General features: G+C 59.6%; 12 protein-coding genes. All 12 read left to right on the top strand.

Going from position 1 to position 15,710, the window contains the following annotated elements; translation table 11 throughout:
* Window positions 1-104: 104 nt before the first annotated feature.
* The 12 genes from AB5Z20_RS03725 (at window position 105) to AB5Z20_RS03670 (ending at window position 15,674) form a co-directional block, all read left to right on the top strand.
* Window positions 105-2,273: a hypothetical protein gene (locus AB5Z20_RS03725; RefSeq protein WP_368156283.1), complete on the top strand. Its 2,169-nt coding sequence runs from the start codon at window positions 105-107 to the stop codon at window positions 2,271-2,273.
* The gene (locus AB5Z20_RS03720; RefSeq protein WP_368156281.1) at window positions 2,270-3,175 is read left to right on the top strand and encodes a hypothetical protein; all 906 of its coding nucleotides are present in this window, start codon (window positions 2,270-2,272) and stop codon (window positions 3,173-3,175) included. Before AB5Z20_RS03725 ends, AB5Z20_RS03720 begins: the two co-directional genes overlap by 4 nt.
* The gene (locus AB5Z20_RS03715; RefSeq protein WP_368156280.1) at window positions 3,172-5,052 is read left to right on the top strand and encodes a DUF2194 domain-containing protein; all 1,881 of its coding nucleotides are present in this window, start codon (window positions 3,172-3,174) and stop codon (window positions 5,050-5,052) included. The genes AB5Z20_RS03720 and AB5Z20_RS03715 overlap by 4 nt, the downstream gene beginning before the upstream one ends.
* Window positions 5,049-6,476 carry a GT4 family glycosyltransferase PelF gene (pelF, locus tag AB5Z20_RS03710; protein ID WP_368156279.1) on the top strand — a complete coding sequence of 476 codons (1,428 nt, stop codon included), beginning with the start codon at window positions 5,049-5,051 and terminating at the stop codon, window positions 6,474-6,476. The genes AB5Z20_RS03715 and pelF overlap by 4 nt, the downstream gene beginning before the upstream one ends.
* A gap of 3 nt (window positions 6,477-6,479) precedes the next feature.
* The gene (pelG, locus tag AB5Z20_RS03705; protein WP_368156278.1) at window positions 6,480-8,024 is read left to right on the top strand and encodes an exopolysaccharide Pel transporter PelG; all 1,545 of its coding nucleotides are present in this window, start codon (window positions 6,480-6,482) and stop codon (window positions 8,022-8,024) included.
* Entirely contained in the window at window positions 8,014-9,291 is a 1,278-nt protein-coding gene (locus AB5Z20_RS03700) for a CotH kinase family protein (protein WP_368156277.1), read from the top strand. The genes pelG and AB5Z20_RS03700 overlap by 11 nt, the downstream gene beginning before the upstream one ends.
* 48 nt (window positions 9,292-9,339) lie before the next feature.
* Complete coding sequence (locus AB5Z20_RS03695) at window positions 9,340-9,783, top strand: hypothetical protein (RefSeq protein WP_368156276.1); 444 nt, start codon at window positions 9,340-9,342, stop codon at window positions 9,781-9,783.
* Window positions 9,770-10,561: a polyphosphate polymerase domain-containing protein gene (locus tag AB5Z20_RS03690; protein WP_368156274.1), complete on the top strand. Its 792-nt coding sequence runs from the start codon at window positions 9,770-9,772 to the stop codon at window positions 10,559-10,561. The genes AB5Z20_RS03695 and AB5Z20_RS03690 overlap by 14 nt, the downstream gene beginning before the upstream one ends.
* 3 nt (window positions 10,562-10,564) lie before the next feature.
* On the top strand, window positions 10,565-11,230 hold the full coding sequence (locus AB5Z20_RS03685) for a DUF4956 domain-containing protein (protein ID WP_368156273.1): 666 nt from the start codon (window positions 10,565-10,567) through the stop codon (window positions 11,228-11,230).
* A gap of 248 nt (window positions 11,231-11,478) precedes the next feature.
* Window positions 11,479-12,450, top strand: a complete 972-nt coding sequence (locus tag AB5Z20_RS03680) for a LacI family DNA-binding transcriptional regulator (RefSeq protein WP_368156326.1) — start codon at window positions 11,479-11,481, stop codon at window positions 12,448-12,450.
* A 184-nt stretch (window positions 12,451-12,634) separates the two neighbouring features.
* Window positions 12,635-14,035 carry a PTS transporter subunit EIIC gene (locus AB5Z20_RS03675; protein WP_368156272.1) on the top strand — a complete coding sequence of 467 codons (1,401 nt, stop codon included), beginning with the start codon at window positions 12,635-12,637 and terminating at the stop codon, window positions 14,033-14,035.
* Window positions 14,036-14,141: 106 nt separating this feature from the next.
* Window positions 14,142-15,674, top strand: coding sequence for a glycoside hydrolase family 32 protein (locus AB5Z20_RS03670; protein WP_368156271.1), 1,533 nt, complete (start codon window positions 14,142-14,144; stop codon window positions 15,672-15,674).
* Window positions 15,675-15,710 lie beyond the last annotated feature (36 nt).

The raw sequence follows: 15,710 nt of genomic DNA, 5'->3' as shown, positions 1-15,710 counted from the left end.
AAAAGTACTTAACACAGCCTTAAAGGCGCCTCGGCTTGCGTTGACAGCGTACAATACGCATGTTTGACTATGGCAAAAGCGGAATTTAAGGGAAGGGACGCGTCATGGAGGTGCTGGTTGTTGGCAATACCGCGTATGTTGACGACGACTTTTGTGCCAAGGCGTTTCCCGGTGACCATGTTCAGGTTGTAGCTGCCGACGATGCGCAGCGCGAGTCATCGTCCCACGGCTCGTGGAAAGAGCTGCTGCGCCACCTGGACCAGGCTTATGAGTTCGACCGCGTGGTCTACCTCTCTACTTATCTCACTCCGCATACCGAGACTTTTGGCGACATTGAGCTGCTGCGCTCGGTGTTTCGTGCCTGTATGGGCCGCCGTGTGCAGCTGCTGTTTGTAGCGGGGCCTGCGGGCGCGGAACGTACCGGTGGCGCGGCGAGCGCCGACGATGCCCCTAATGCCACAGATGCTGCCACCCAAACTGGCAAGGGCATTATCGCCCGCGCGGCCAATGACCTGTGCCGCTACTATGCCTCTCAAGACGACATCCAGGCCAAGATCCTGTGCACTCCCTATCTCTATACAGCATCCGCGGCGCTCAACGACCCCTTCTTGGTGCCGCTGTTCGAAGCCTGTTCGACCGGGCCGGTCGCGCTCCAAGGTGCCGCGGACGCGCCGTTTCCCCTGTTGTGCGCGGAGGAGCTAGCGGTGCTGGTGCATCGCGTCTTTGATAGTTGGGATGCGACCTTTGAGACGCTCGATGTTGCAGATGCTTTCCATCGCACAACGGGCGACTTGGGCGGCGCGCTCCAGGGCCTGTTCCCCGGGCTGTCTGTTGCCTATGGAGAGTCGACCGGCTATGCGTTGCCCGCAGGCGATGCCGCTCGCAAACGCTATGGCTGGTTTCAGCGTTACGACCTGCTGCGCGACCTTTCGACCATCCACGCCCGCTGGGCTAACACCCGCACCAAAAAGGCCAATCCCTTGCGTGCAGCCATCGATCGCATTCAGCTGCGCACTCTGCCCATTAAATGCCTGGAGACGGGCTTCGCATGGGTACTGTTCGAGGTTCTGGAGCATCTGTTCTCCCAATCTGCCCAGCTCAACGTGCTCGACTATCGTCTGCTCTATGTGGTCCTGATTGGCACGCTCTACGGGCTCGACTTTGGCCTGGTTGCCGCACTGCTGGCGTCGATTGGTCTGGCCATGAGCTATTTTGCCCTGTACGGCTACACCTTTCAGGGTCTGTTTTACGAGCCTTCCAATTGGCTGCCGTTTATTGCGTACTTTGTGGTGGGCGCCGTGTGCGGCTATGTACAGCTGCGCAACAGCGAGGCCGTTAAGGCGGAGCGTGACGAGAACGAGCTTGTGCGAAACCGCAACACGTTTCTAACGCGGCTCTATCGCGACGCCATTGAGGACAAGCGTGCCTATAAGCGACAGATTGTGGGGCGCCACGACAGTTTTGGCAAGATCTTTGCCGTGACGCGGGAGCTCGACGTACTCAACCCGCGCGATATATACCGCAAGTGCTGCGAGCTGCTGGGCGAGATTCTCGAGAACGATTCGGTGACAATCTACCATGTTTCGGGCGGGGCATTTGCGCGCCTGGTAGCGGCGAGCCCGGCGATTTCCAACGATGTTCCGCGCTCGCTATCGCTCGACGATCTTGCGCCCGTGCTCAAAGGTGCGATCTCGGGTTTGTGGGTGAACCGTGCGTTGACGTCGGGGCTTCCGATGTTTGGCTATGCGATCGAGCGTGATGGAGCCCCCGCCGTGTTGATCTTTGTGCGCCATGTGGCCGAAAGCCAAATGACCCTGTACTACCAAAACCTGTTCCGCATCCTGTGCGGCCTGGTGGAAAGCGCGCTGGGACGCGCCTTCGATTACGAGGCCGTGGCGCAGGATAAGCGCTGCGTTGCCGGCACGTGCGTGCTCAACCACGATGCCTTTGGCCGGGAGCTTGCCGCCGAGCAAGCGCTTGCGGACAACAAGATGGGGAGCTTCTTGCTCCTGCGCGTGGTGCCGGGCATGGAGCCTGTTGGCGAGCTGGTCGGCGCCATTGGATCGACGATTCGCGAGAGTGACGCTGCGGGCTTGGTTGATGGAGACACACTTTACCTGCTCATGCGTCAGGCAACCGAGGCCGACCTTCCCGTTATTTGTGCGCGCTTGGCCGCCAAGCACATTACGGTGGAGCGCGTCGACAGCGAGAATGTTGTGGCCCTGCTGCAGTGCATTGCGCCCGCTGGCAACGGTGAGGGGGAGGCCGCTTGATCTCGCTTGCCGTTGCTGCCGTACTGCTATTAATTCATGCGCTGGTGTGTTTGGTGCTGTGGACGCTTATGAAACTGGGCTTGCTGCCGGTTCGAGGGCACATGCTTGCCGTGATGGTGCTCGTACCGCTGTGGGGTCCGTTGCTCGTGGCACTGCTCTCGGTGCGTAGCGCGGTGTTCGGTGACGACCTTAAGGACGCCTCGCTGGAGACGCTGCGCATTAACGACGACATGCATCGCAGTTTGCTCGTGCAGGGGCGCGAGGGCGATGATGGCGTGGTGCCGCTCGAGGAAGCGCTGATCGTCAACGACCCGGGCGACCGCCGCCGTCTGATGCTATCCATGCTTACCGAGGATCCGGATGCGTACCTGGCACAGTTGCAGGCAGCAAAACTCAACGACGATGTTGAGGTCGCGCACTATGCCGCGACGGCGGTGGCGCAGATTTCCAAGGAGTCCGACCTTAAACTGCAGCAGTTGGAGCGCGCGTTTAAGACCGATCCCAGCTCGCATAACCTGGATGCGTATTGCGACTATTTGGGCGACTATCTGGACTCGGGTTTGGCAGAGGGCCGCGTGGCACAGATTCAGCGTCAACAGTATGCACGCTTGCTCGCGCGTCGTTGCGAGCGTGAGGACGGGTCTGCGCTGCGCATTCGCTATGCCACGGCGCTGGCCGATGCCGGCGAGATTGATAAGGCAGAGGACGTCGCTAGCCAGTTGGTGATCGATGCGTCAGACGAGCAGGACGTGTGGATGCTCTGCCTGCGCTTGGCTGTGATTCGTCGCGATGGGCAGGCGGTACGGCGTGTAATCGACGCAATTGACAGGCAGCATGTGTATTTGAGCGCCGAGAACCGCGAGAGGTTGTCATTTTGGCGTGAAGGAGAGGAGGCCCGATGAGCGTGGTGCAACATATCCGCGAGCGTGCGGGCCATTTTCGCTGGATAGGCCTGCTCGTGGTATGGGCTGTCTTTATCGCCATGGCCGCCGTGTTGTTGATCGAGCGTGCCGGCGTGCAGTACAGCGCCGGGCAGCATAAGCTGGGCATGCTCGCTGCCAACGACGCGGTGCCGGCAAGCTCGGCGATGTTTGGCGAAAAGCCCACGTGCTTGGTTATTACCGACTCGGGCCAAGATGGCGTCGAGGACGTCAAAGAGCAGTTTAACCAGATTCTGCTCGACATGAAAATTGCCCACCGCGATGTGGATATTGCCACCGATGGTGTTGATGCGATTCCTTCCCTCACATCCTTCGACCGCGTGATTTTACTGATGCCTTCGATCGATGGGCTCGGTACGCACTTGAGCGACATTATGAGCTGGGTGAGCGCCGGCGGTTCGCTGATGCTCGCCATGACACCGGACAATTCGAGCTATCTGCAGGCGATCGGTCCCAAACTGGGCATCGATTCTGCCGGCTATGAATATGCGACGGCGGAGAGCATCGTGCCGAGCAAGGACTTTATGATCGGCGGTGGCCAGCGTTATGAGTTATCGGATCCCTTCGATTCGTCGCTCTCGGTTTCGCTGCGTGAGACGGCCCACGTGTGGGCTAAAACCGGCGACACGGGTACTCCGCTTATTTGGTCGAGCGATTGCGGCAACGGCCGTACCGTGGTGTGCAATATCGGTATCTACAACAAGGTCATGCGCGGTTTCTATACCGCGGCCGTGAGCCTGTTGGGCGATGCCACGGCCTATCCGGTCATCAATAGCGCGGTGTTTTACCTGGACGATTTCCCGAGCCCCGTTCCCTCGGGCGACGGCACGTACATCAAACGCGACTACGGCCTTTCTATCGCCGATTTTTATGCCAAGGTGTGGTGGCCCGACCTGCAAAAGCTCGCGCAGCAATACGACATTCGCTATACCGGCGTGATGATCGAAAACTACGAGGACGTGGTCAACCAAACCGAGCCCGCGCGCCAGGCCGATACCACGCAGTTCCGCTATTTTGGCGGCATGCTGCTGCAGATGGGCGGTGAGTTGGGCTTTCATGGCTACAACCATCAGCCGCTGGCGCTCTGGGACACCGACTATGGCACGCTGTACGACTACAAGACGTGGAAGAACAAGGAGACGCTTGTCGCGTCTCTCGACGAGCTTGTCGCCTTTCAGGACGAGGTGCTGCCCAACGCGCACGGCTCGGTCTACGTGCCGCCGTCGAATATCCTTTCGGCCCGCGCCCGCAAGATTATTGGCGAGGACGTGCCGCGCATTAAGACCATTGCCAGTACGTACTTTGAGGACGGAACCGACCTGCCCTACGTGCAGGAATTTGGCGTGGCGAGCGATGGCATCGTGGAGCAGCCGCGTATCGTTTCGGGCGGCATGGTCGATGACACCTATATGCGTCTGGCCGCGGTGTCCGAGCTCAACATGCACTACGTGAGTACTCACTTTATGCATCCCGATGACCTGCTGGATCCCGATCGCGGCGCTAAGGAGGGCTGGGAGGTCTACAAGGGCGGCCTGACCGACTACCTGGACTGGCTTACCAAGTCTGCGCCCGACCTGCGCCACCAGACGGGTTCGGAATGCTCGGGTGCCATTCAGCGTTTTTCGTCCGTGACGGTGAGCGTGGATACGGGCGATGATGCCTGGACGCTCAACCTGGGCAACTTCCACGACGAGGCTTGGCTTATGTTCCGCGCCAATAACGGCGAGCCGGGTACGGTGTCCGGTGGCGAGATTAAACACCTGACGGGCGACCTGTACCTAGTCAAAGCGACGGACAAGACCGTGACGATTGGGCGCAAGGAGGGCGGCGACCGATGAGAATCTGCTTAGTGCTCGAGGGCTGCTACCCCTACGTGCACGGCGGTGTGTCCACCTGGATGCACGGCTACATCATGGCCATGCCCGAGCACGAGTTTGTGCTGTGGGTGATTGGCGCTCACGCCGAAGACCGCGGCAAGTTTGTCTACGAGCTGCCCGGCAACGTCGTCGAGGTGCACGAGGTGTTCCTGGACGATGCTCTGCGTCTTTCGGGCGAGCAGGAGGAAGTCGACTTCGACGACCGCGAGCGCGAGGCGTTGCGCCGTCTGGTTTCGCTCTCCAATCCGGACTGGGACGTGCTGTTCGACATTTTCCAGCGCCGCCACGTGCATCCGCTCTCATTTTTGCAGAGCCGCACGTTTATGGACATCTTCCGCGACGTGTGCCTGGCCGAGTACCCGTATACGCCTTTCGCCGATGCCTTCCACACCATGCGTTCGATGTTGCTGCCCGTGCTCTATCTACTGGGCAGCGAGGTTCCGGTGGCCGACGTGTATCACGCAATTTCGACCGGCTACGGCGGTCTGCTTGCAAGTTTGGGCTCCAGCATGAATCACGCACCGGCATTGCTGACCGAGCATGGCATCTACACGCGCGAGCGCGAAGAGGAGATCATTCGCGCCGACTGGGTGGTGCCGTCGTTTAAGGACCGCTGGATCCGCTTTTTCTACCTACTTTCGGAGGAGATCTACCGCCGCGCCTTCCGCGTGACGAGTCTGTTCCACAATGCGCGCAAAACGCAGATCGACATGGGATGCGATGCAGAAAAATGTCTGGTTATCCCCAACGGCATCCAGTTCGATCGCTTTAAGGACATTCCTTTAAAGCCCGATGACGGCTGGGTGGACATTGGCGCGGTGGTGCGCCTGGCGCCCATCAAGGACGTTAAGACCATGATCTATGCCTTCTTTGAGCTGCACGAGCGCCTGCCCAAGGTGCGCCTGCACATTATGGGCGGCGTGGACGACGAGGAATATGGCGCCGAGTGCCATGCGCTGGTGGAGACATTGGGCGTGCGTGACTTGATCTTTACCGGTCGCGTCAATGTGGTCGAGTACATGGAAAAGCTCGACTTTACCATTTTGACGAGCATCTCGGAGGGCCAGCCGTTGAGCGTGTTGGAATCGCTGGGCGCGCGTCGCCCCTGCGTGACGACCGAAGTGGGCTGCTGCCGCGAGCTGCTCGAGGGCGCCCCGGGCGACGACTTTGGCGTGGCAGGTTTTGTGACCCCGCCTATGTATCGCAAGGGCTTGGCCGATGCCATGGAGCGCATGTGCGCGAGCCGTGCCCGCCGCCTGGAAATGGGGGAGCGCGGCCAGCGTCGCGTGGCGACCTACTACCTACACGAGCAGATGCTCGCCAACTATCGCGCGCTGTACGACGAGACGGCTCGCGCGTTCAATTTGCCCAAGAAGGAGGTGTAGCCGATGGCCGGAATCGGTTTTGAGCTCAAGCGCCTGTTTAGACGCAAGGGTCTGTTTGCCACGATGCGCGCCTACGGCTACGCCGGCATTGTGTGCACGGGCCCCATGCTGCTGGGCGTGCTGCTCCAGGTGGGTATCTTGGTGCTGTGCGGTCTGTGGGGCGTGGGACGCGCCAACCAGGATCTGCTGGTGTGCATGGTGACCTATACGCTGCTGGCGTCGCTTACGCTCACGAGCTTTTTCTCCATGCCGGTCACGCGCTTTTTGGCCGACATGCTCTTTGCCGAGCGCGAAGAAGAGGTTTTGCCCTCGTTTTGGGGCTCCAATGCCATCATGCTCGTTGTGGGCACGGTGCTCTACGGCGTCTTTTTGCTGTTCTCGGGCGCTACGCTTATGCAGGCGCTGCTGTGCCTGTGGCTGTTCAACATTATGATCGTCAACTGGAACGGCATGAGCTATCTCACCGCTATTAAGGACTACCGGGGTATTCTGTGCAGCTTTGCCGCAGCCATTGGCGTGGCGTGCCTGTGTGCCTTGGCCGCGCTGGCACTGGGGCTGCCGCCGGTCGAGGGCCTGCTGGCCTCGATCGCCCTGGGCTACGGTGTGATGCTCGCTTGGGACGTGGTGCTGCTGTACCGGTATTTTCCTCAGAGCGAACGTAGCCCCTGGCTCTTTTTGCGCTGGCTCGATCAGTTTATGCCGCTGGCACTCACGGGCCTGTTTACCAACCTGGGACTCTTTGCACATCTGGTAATTATTTGGGCCGGCCCCATTGGCGTGCAGGTCAAGGGCTTGTTTTATGGCGCACCCTACCACGATGTGCCGGCGCTCATTGCGTTTTTGACCATTCTGGTCACGACCGTCAACTTTGTGGTGTCGGTCGAGGTTAACTTCTATCCGCGCTACCGCGACTACTACAGCCTGTTTAACGACGGCGGCGTGGTGGGCGACATCGTGGTGGCCGAGGAGGAAATGCTCGCCACGCTCAACCGGGAGCTGCGGTTTTGCGCGCTCAAGCAGTTGTTTGTGACGGCAGCGGTCATCTCGCTCGAGACCACGGTGCTCTCGGCCCTGCCACTGGGCTTCAACAATCTGATGCACGGGTATTTCCGTACGCTGTGCGTGGGCTATGGCCTGTATGCCGTGGGCAATACGGTGATGCTCATCTTGCTGTACTTTACCGACTACAAGGGCGCCGTGCTTGCCTCCGGGCTGTTCGCGGGCGTGGCGGGGCTGGCGACCATCGTCTCGCTGTTCTTTCCGCAGCAGTTTTATGGCTTTGGCTTTTTGCTCGGCGCGGCGGTGTTTTTTGTTGTGGCGCTCATGCGGCTCGATACCTATACCGCCAACTTGCCGTATCGTATCCTGAGTCAGCAGCCCATTGTGGCGACCGACAAGACGGGTCGCTTTACGGAGCTGGGCTGCTTGCTCGACCGTGCCGAACAGCGCTACGAGGAGCTGCGTCTAGAGGGCGAGCCGCATGGTGCGTTTGAGCGCACGGTGGTCCGTGTGTATCGCAATCGTTGGGGAGGTCCTGATGACCGATAGGATGATATCGCGTCGCCGCTTGATTGAGGCGGCTGCCGGCACACTGCTGCTTTCGGGCTGCTCTTCGCAGGACGAATCCTCGACAAAAAAGACCAAGAAGCAGGACAAGATTAAAAAGGCCGATGCGTCTAGCGAGATCAAGCATCTTCGCGACAAGGACGAGCTGTACGAGGTTTACGACGACTCGGGCATCGTATGCATGTACCTGACGGTCTCTCGCGGCAACAGCTCTGAGAATACCGATCATAGCTGGACCGAGATCAATACCTACTCGGTCTACGACTATGCCGACATGGGCGTGACGCGCTATCAGGTTATGGGCCTGCTGCAGCCTGGCGATGATAAGGGCCCCGTTGCTGGCGAGGTCGGCTATGGCGAGGAGGCACCCAACGCCACGGTGCAGGTGCGCGGTCAGACGTCGAGTACCTATACGCAAAAGAACTACAAGGTGGAGCTCAAAAAGGGCAAGGGCACGTGGCGCCAGCAGCGCGCGATTGCGCTCAACAAGCACATAGGCGAGGGCATGCGCTTTCGTAACAAGATGGCCTACGATCTGATCCGTGGCATTCCCCAGATGATGGGCCTGCGCACGCAGTTTGTGCACTTATGGGTGTGCGACCAGACCGAAAAATCTAACGACACCTTTGAGGACTACGGACTGTTTACGCAGGTCGAGCAGCTCAACAAGACGGCGCTCAAGGCCCACGGTTTGGATAAGAGCGGGCATCTCTATAAGGTGAACAGCTTCGATTTCCATCGCTTCGAAGACACCATTAAGCTCACCGATGACCCCGACTATAACCAGACGGCGTTTGAGGGCATGCTCGAGATTAAGGGCGATTCGGACCATACCAAGTTGATCGAGATGCTCCATGCGCTCAACGACGATACGCAAAAGATCGACGATGTGCTCGACACCTACTTCGATACCGAGAACCTGGTCTATTGGATGGCGTTTCAGATCTTGACGGGCAATTGCGATACGCAGAACCGTAACTGCTATCTGTACAGCCCGCTTAACTCCAAGGTCTGGTACATCCTGGATTGGGACAACGACGGCATGCTGCGCAAGTTCGAGTTGAGCCTGACAGGGTTCTCGGATTATGCGAGCTGGGAGCGCGGCGTGAGCAACTACTGGGGCAACGTGCTGTTTAACCGCGCGTTGCGCAGCAAGTCGTTCCGCAGCGAACTCGATAGCGCCGTCAAGGACCTGCGCTCGTATTTGACCGAAGAGCGTCTGAGCAAGATGGTCGAGCATTATCGTTAGGTCACGGAGCCGCTCGTCTTTGCTGCGCCCGACCTCGATAACCTGCCCGTGACCAAGGACGAATACGAGCAGATTGCCGCGGCGATTCCTTCCGAGATCGAGGAGAACTATAAGAGCTTTCGCGAGAGCTATAAAAAGCCCATGCCGTTCTACATTGGCGTGCCGCAGATCGATAACGGTAAGCTGCGCATCAACTGGGATGCGTCCTACGACTTTAAGGCGCGCGACATTCGCTATACCGTGGAGCTTGCGCGCGACTATGCCATAAGCGACGTGGTCTTTAAGGCCGAGGACGTGCTGCTGCCCGAGGTGACGTGCGACGCGCCCGACACCGGCCAGTACTTTGTGCGTGTGCGCGCCACCAACTCCGACGGCTATACGCAAGATGCGTTTGACTACTACGTGACCGATGACGGCAAGCAGTACGGCATGAAGTGCTTCTACGTGCAAGACGGCGGTAAGGTCGTGGAGGACACGTATGAGGAGGGCTAGCGCGCTGCTTGAGCGCCTGGCGGCCCCGCCTGCGCGTGCTACGCAGGAGCGCTACCGCCACGAACTCAAATATCTCATTAACGAGGGCGAGCACGCCGCGCTTGCCTGTCGCATGTCGCCGGTCTTTAAGCTGGACAAGCATGCACGGGCGGGCGGTTACACCATCCGCAGCCTGTATTTTGACGACTACTGCAACTCGGCCTACGAGGAAAAAGATGCCGGTATTCTCATGCGCAAAAAGTATCGCGTGCGCATCTATAACGGTAGCGACAAGGCGATTAAGCTCGAGCGCAAAAAGAAGTACGGCAGCTGGATTTACAAGGAGGACGCGCCGCTCACGCGTGGCGAGTTTGAGCAGATCCTAGCCGGCGACTACGATTTTTTGCTGCGGAGCCCCCACCAACTCTGCCGTGAGTTCTACATCGAGTGCATCTGCAATATGATGCGCCCGCGGACCATTGTGGATTACGAGCGTGAGCCGTGGGTGATGGACGAAGGAACCGTGCGTATTACGTTTGACATGAACGTGCGCGCGGCGGTGGGGAGCTTTGATATCTTTGACGCGACCTTGCCCGCGCTGCCCGTGCTGGAGCCCGGCAAGCTGGTGATGGAGGTCAAATTTACCGAGTTTTGCCCGCAGCTGGTGCGCGATATGGTACCGCCTGGCGCGGCGGAGCTCACGGCGGTCTCCAAGTACTGCCTGTGTTACGAAAAGACCGCCTACTTGCGCGGCTTTAACTACTGGGAATCGGATTTTGAGAACCGAGGGGATATTTAGACCATGAGCACCAGAGACTTTTTTAAGAACTCCGTCTTGGAGGCGTTTGGTCAGGTCGACCCTTCCAAGATTGGCCTGTCGCTGCTCGTGGCGCTCGCCATGGGCATCCTGATCTATTGCGTGTACAAGCGCTTCTTTACCGGCGTGGTGTACTCGCGCAGCTTTGCCGTGACGCTTGTGGGCATGTGTGTGCTCACCTGCATGGTCACGCTTGCGATCTCGACCAACGTGGTCATCTCGCTCGGTATGGTCGGTGCTCTGTCCATCGTCCGCTACCGTACGGCGGTCAAGGATCCGCTCGACCTGCTGTATCTGTTTTGGGCCATTACCACGGGCATTACGGCGGGCGCCGGCATGTATGCGCTCGTGGGGCTCACGGCGGTGGTCATCGTGGCGATGATCGCCGGCTTCGCGAGCCACCAGGACAAGGCGCGCGTGTACATGATGGTCATTCACTACACGGGCCAGACCACCGGTGACGATATCGTGCGCGCCTTTGGGCGCACCAAGTTCACCGTCAAGTCCAAGACTATGCGCGGCGACAAAGTCGAGATGGCCGTCGAAGTGTTCTCGGACGGTGTGGATATGCCCTATGCCGACGCCATCCGCGCGCTCGATGGCGTGGAAGACCTCACATTGATCCAATATAACGGCGAATACCACGGGTAACTATGTTCCGGCGTTTTAACAAACGCCGGACCGCTCGACGCTGCGCACGCATCTGCCGGGCGATCTGCCGCTCAAACCGTCGCTCGCGTACATGAAGTACGCGTCGCTCCTCTTTCGCGGCACCTCGCCACGGCGGCTGCGCGCTCGCTGACGTTTGCTTGACCTGGGCGGGCCGATTTGGTCCGCAGGCCGTCTTCACGGGTATTATGGTGAAAGCGATTTCAATGACAGGGGTGCTCGTGGTAAAGATGAAAGATGTGGCCGAGCTGGCGGGCGTTTCGAGCGCCGCGGTCTCGCGCTACCTCAACGGTGGGTATATCTCGGCGGATAAGGCCGAGCGCATTAAGCAAGCGATTGAGCTGACCGGATATGTGCGGTCCAGCCAGGCTCGCGCGCTGCGCACCGGCTCCACCAAGCTCATCGGCGTCATCGTGCCCAAGATCAACTCGGAATCCGTGAGCCGCATTACCGCCGGCATTGGCCAGGTGCTCGGTCGCCGTGGCTACCAGATGCTGCTTGCCAATACCGACAACGCGGCCGATCGCGAGCTCGAGTATCTTGATTTGTTCCAGAACCATCCGGTCGATGGCATTGTGCTGGTAGCAACCATGATTACCGACGAGCACCGTCGGGCGATTGAATCGTGCCGTGTGCCCATCGTGCTGATCGGTCAGAATGTTGAGGGCGCGGCGTGCGTCTATCACGACGATTACGAGGCCGCCTTTGAGCTGGGCCATGCGCTTGCGGGTCGCGTGGACGGCAAGATTGCCTATATTGGAGTTACCGAAGAGGACCGCGCGGCCGGTTATGACCGCCGTCGCGGTTTTGAGGCCGGCTTGCGCGCCGCGGGCAACCCGCTCGATGCCGCCTTGATTCGCCTGGGCTCGTTTACGCTCGACTCGGGCTATGGTGCGGCGCGTGAACTGCTTTCCGTCGACCCCGATGTTTCGTTTATCGCGTGCGCGACCGACACCATGGCGGCGGGCGCGCTGCGTGCCATCGATGAGGTTCGCGGCATGGGCGAGGGTATACACCGCGTGAGCGGTTTTGGCGACAACGCGTTTTTGCGCGCGCTGACGGGCGGCATTCCCACCGTGCATTATGGCTACCTGACCAGTGGCGTCGAGGCGACCAATATGTTGCTCAACACGCTCGATGGCGTGGAGGGGGAGAGCGGTCTCAAGACGCTCAAACTCGGCCATCAACTTATGAATGTCTAGGCTTTGGGCATGTCTGCCTGCCTTTGAGGCCCCTGTTTTTGCGGTAAAACTACCATTCGCCGGCTTTTTCCTACCGTTCACCCTACTATGAAAACGATTACAGACATATGAAACTGAAAACGATTACAGTGTAAGTGTCAAAGGTAGTCGGGTGCGCATGCACCCGTTGGAGGAAAGGGAAGTCATGGACTACCGCAAATCAGCCCAAGAGGTGCTCGACAACATCGGTGGCGCCGGCAACGTTGTTTCGGCCGCACACTGCGCCACGCGTCTGCGCCTGGTGATTGCCGATAACGCGAAGGTTGACAAGGAGGCCCTCGAGAATATTGACGGCGCTAAGGGCGTCTTTGAAGCCCAGGGCCAGCTCCAGATTATTTTTGGCACTGGCACCGTCAATAAGGTCTACGAGGAGTTCATCGCGCTCAGTGGCATCGAGGCTGCCACCAAGGCCGAGGTCAAGGAGGCCGCGGCGCAGCAGCAGAACATCTTTATGCGCGCCATTAAGGTGCTCGGCGACGTCTTTGTCCCCATCATCCCTGCCATCGTGGCCTCGGGTCTGCTGCTGGGCATTATGAGCGCCCTCAACTTTATGGCCTCCAACGGCTTTATCGCGCTCGACACCAATAACTTTATCTACAAGATTGCCGACCTGGTCTCGGGCGCGTCCTTTGGCATTCTGCAGATCCTGATCGGTTACTCCGCCGCTAAGGCCTTTGGCGCCAACCCGTATCTGGGCGCCGTTGTCGGTGGTGCGTTCATCAACTCCTCGCTACAGAGCGCCTACACGGTTGCCTCCGAGGGCGTGCAGACCATGGTCAACGTCATCCCCGGTGTGTACAGCTTTGAGTGGGTCGGTTATCAAGGCCACGTTATCCCCATCGTCATCGCCTGCGCTATTCTGGCCTTCCTCGAGAAGCGCCTGCACAAGATCGTTCCCGAGATGTTCGACCTCTTTGTGACCCCGCTCGTCTCGGTGTTCGTGACCGTGCTCGTGACCCTCGTTGCCGTCGGCCCCATCTTCGTGTGGGCCGAGAACGCCATTCTCGGTCTGATTCAGGCCCTGCTCACCCTGCCCTTTGGCATCGGTTCCTTTATCGTCGGCCTGTTCTATGCCCCCACGGTCGTTACCGGTATCCACCAGATGTACACCGCCATCGATCTGGGCCAGCTCGCTCAGTACGGTGTGACCTATTGGCTGCCCATCGCCAGCGCTGCCAACATCGCCCAGGGTGGCGCCGCACTCGCCGTTGCCTTTAAGACCCGCGATGCCAAGATCAAGGGTCTGGCGCTTCCTTCGGCCCTGTCCGCCTTCATGGGCATTACCGAGCCTGCCATCTTTGGTGTGAACCTGCGCTTCTTTAAGCCCTTCATCGCCGGTTGCATCGGCGGCGGTTGCGGTGCCCTGGTCTGCGCGCTCACTTCGCTGGCTGCCTCCGGCACGGGTGTTACGGGTATCTTCGGTATCCTGCTGTGCCTGGCCCAGCCCGTGCAGTACGCGATCATGTTTGCGGTTGCCGCGCTGGTCTCCTTTGCCGTCTCGTTTGTCCTGTACAAGGACGAGCCCAAGGCTTCCGTGCAGGCCTAAGAGCTTTTGATTGAGGGGTGCCCGCGGGCTGTATGCTCGCGGGTGTTCCCCGCATCTGGCGCCGATCTTTGGCACCTTGTAACTTTCGATCCGTTAGGACTTTGATATGTCTAATGCACTCGGTCGCGACCTTGCAAAGCTGGTCGCCGCTGTTGACGCCGCCGCCTCTGAGTGCGGTCATGGCGCGTATGGCCAGCGCTTTCATATTATGCCGCCCACGGGCTGGCTCAACGACCCCAACGGGCTTTGCCAGGCCGATGGCGTGTTTCACGCATACTTCCAGTATGCTCCGTTTGATGTGAACGGCGGCGTCAAGATGTGGGGTCATGCCACGAGCCGCGACCTTATGAAATGGGAATATGTTGGCGCGCCGCTGCTTCCCGACGAGCCGTTCGACTGCCATGGCGTGTATTCGGGCTCGGCATTAGTCGAGGACGGTCGCATTCGCGTGCTCTATACCGGCAACGTTAAGCTCCCCGATGAGGACGGCGTCTTTGACTATGTCAACTCCGGCCGTCGCGCCGACACCGTGTATGTCGAGAGTGTTGATGGACAGACGTTCAGCCAAAAGCGCGTGGTGCTGGCGTCGGAGGACTATCCCGAGGATTTGACCTGCCACGTGCGTGACCCCAAGGTGTGGCGCGATGATGATGGGCGTTACCACATGGTGCTGGGCGCGCGTCGTCGCGTGGACGGGCCGCATGTCGAGAGCCGTTTTTGCGCCATGCATGGCGGGGGTGCCGGGCGCGATGTGGGCGAGATCCTGGTGTATGGCTCGGCCGATATGCTGAGCTGGGAGCTCGAGAGCCGTGTGTCTACGCCCGATCGCTTTGGATTTATGTGGGAATGCCCGGGTTACTTTGAGCTTGAGGCCGATGACGGTGCGCCGGCGAAGTGGCTGTCCTTCTCCCCCCAGGGGCTCGAGGGCGGTCGTTGGGACCGCGGCAACGTATACGCTGCTGGCTACATGCCTGTAACGGGCGACATTGCAGGTGGTGACGGTGCCTATGAGCTGGGCGAGTTCCGCCTGTGGGACGCTGGTTTTGACTTCTATGCGCCGCAGGAGTTTACGTCCGAGGATGGTCGCCACATTCTGATCGGCTGGATGGGCATGCCCGATGAGCCGACCTATGACAACGCGCCCACCGTGGTGTGCGGCTGGCAGCACTGCATGACGGTGCCGCGCGAGCTTACGGCCGGTGCCGGCGGCGTGGTGCTGCAGCAGCCGGTGCGCGAGATCGAGCACCATTATGCCTCGGTGCGTATGGGGGAGGGTTCATTGGAGGTTGCCGGCGACACCTGCTTTGACGTTGTTGTCGACGGTGTCGACGGCGCATTTACCGCAATCGTTGATGGCGAGCTGAGGCTGGCGTTTGTGCCCGCCGAGGGCGAGCTGCCCGCGCGCTTTGAGATGCGATTTACCGATGAGGGTCGCGCTTCTGCCGGCTGCGGTCGCACCGTGCGTTGGGAGCCCGTCGACGAGGTTCGTAACGTGCGCATTGTTGGCGATGTTTCTTCGGTCGAGGTATTTGTCAACGAAGGTGCGCTTGTGTTCTCCACGCGCATCTACCCTGCGACCTATGGCGTGTCCGTTGACGCCGCTGGCGCGAGCGTGACCTACCACGAGCTCAACATCTAGACGATTCGTCGCATACCGGCGCTATACTGCAGCCGT

Origin of the sequence: Collinsella aerofaciens (assembly GCF_040910245.1) — a bacterium.
Taxonomy (GTDB): Bacteria; Actinomycetota; Coriobacteriia; order Coriobacteriales; family Coriobacteriaceae; genus Collinsella.
The sequence above is the reverse complement of the archived record's forward strand: the minus strand, read 5'-3'. Positions and strand labels throughout refer to the sequence as shown.

Bases quoted from the DNA above. Each gene is read 5' to 3' on its own strand.
- AB5Z20_RS03675 (WP_368156272.1), top strand. From the start codon at position 12,635: ATGGACTACCGCAAATCAGCCCAAGAGGTGCTCGACAACATCGGTGGC.
- pelF (WP_368156279.1), top strand. From the start codon at position 5,049: ATGAGAATCTGCTTAGTGCTCGAGGGCTGCTACCCCTACGTGCACGGC.
- AB5Z20_RS03715 (WP_368156280.1), top strand. From the start codon at position 3,172: ATGAGCGTGGTGCAACATATCCGCGAGCGTGCGGGCCATTTTCGCTGG.
- AB5Z20_RS03690 (WP_368156274.1), top strand. From the start codon at position 9,770: ATGAGGAGGGCTAGCGCGCTGCTTGAGCGCCTGGCGGCCCCGCCTGCG.
- AB5Z20_RS03725 (WP_368156283.1), top strand. From the start codon at position 105: ATGGAGGTGCTGGTTGTTGGCAATACCGCGTATGTTGACGACGACTTT.
- pelG (WP_368156278.1), top strand. From the start codon at position 6,480: ATGGCCGGAATCGGTTTTGAGCTCAAGCGCCTGTTTAGACGCAAGGGT.
- AB5Z20_RS03700 (WP_368156277.1), top strand. From the start codon at position 8,014: ATGACCGATAGGATGATATCGCGTCGCCGCTTGATTGAGGCGGCTGCC.
- AB5Z20_RS03670 (WP_368156271.1), top strand. From the start codon at position 14,142: ATGTCTAATGCACTCGGTCGCGACCTTGCAAAGCTGGTCGCCGCTGTT.
- AB5Z20_RS03680 (WP_368156326.1), top strand. From the start codon at position 11,479: ATGAAAGATGTGGCCGAGCTGGCGGGCGTTTCGAGCGCCGCGGTCTCG.
- AB5Z20_RS03685 (WP_368156273.1), top strand. From the start codon at position 10,565: ATGAGCACCAGAGACTTTTTTAAGAACTCCGTCTTGGAGGCGTTTGGT.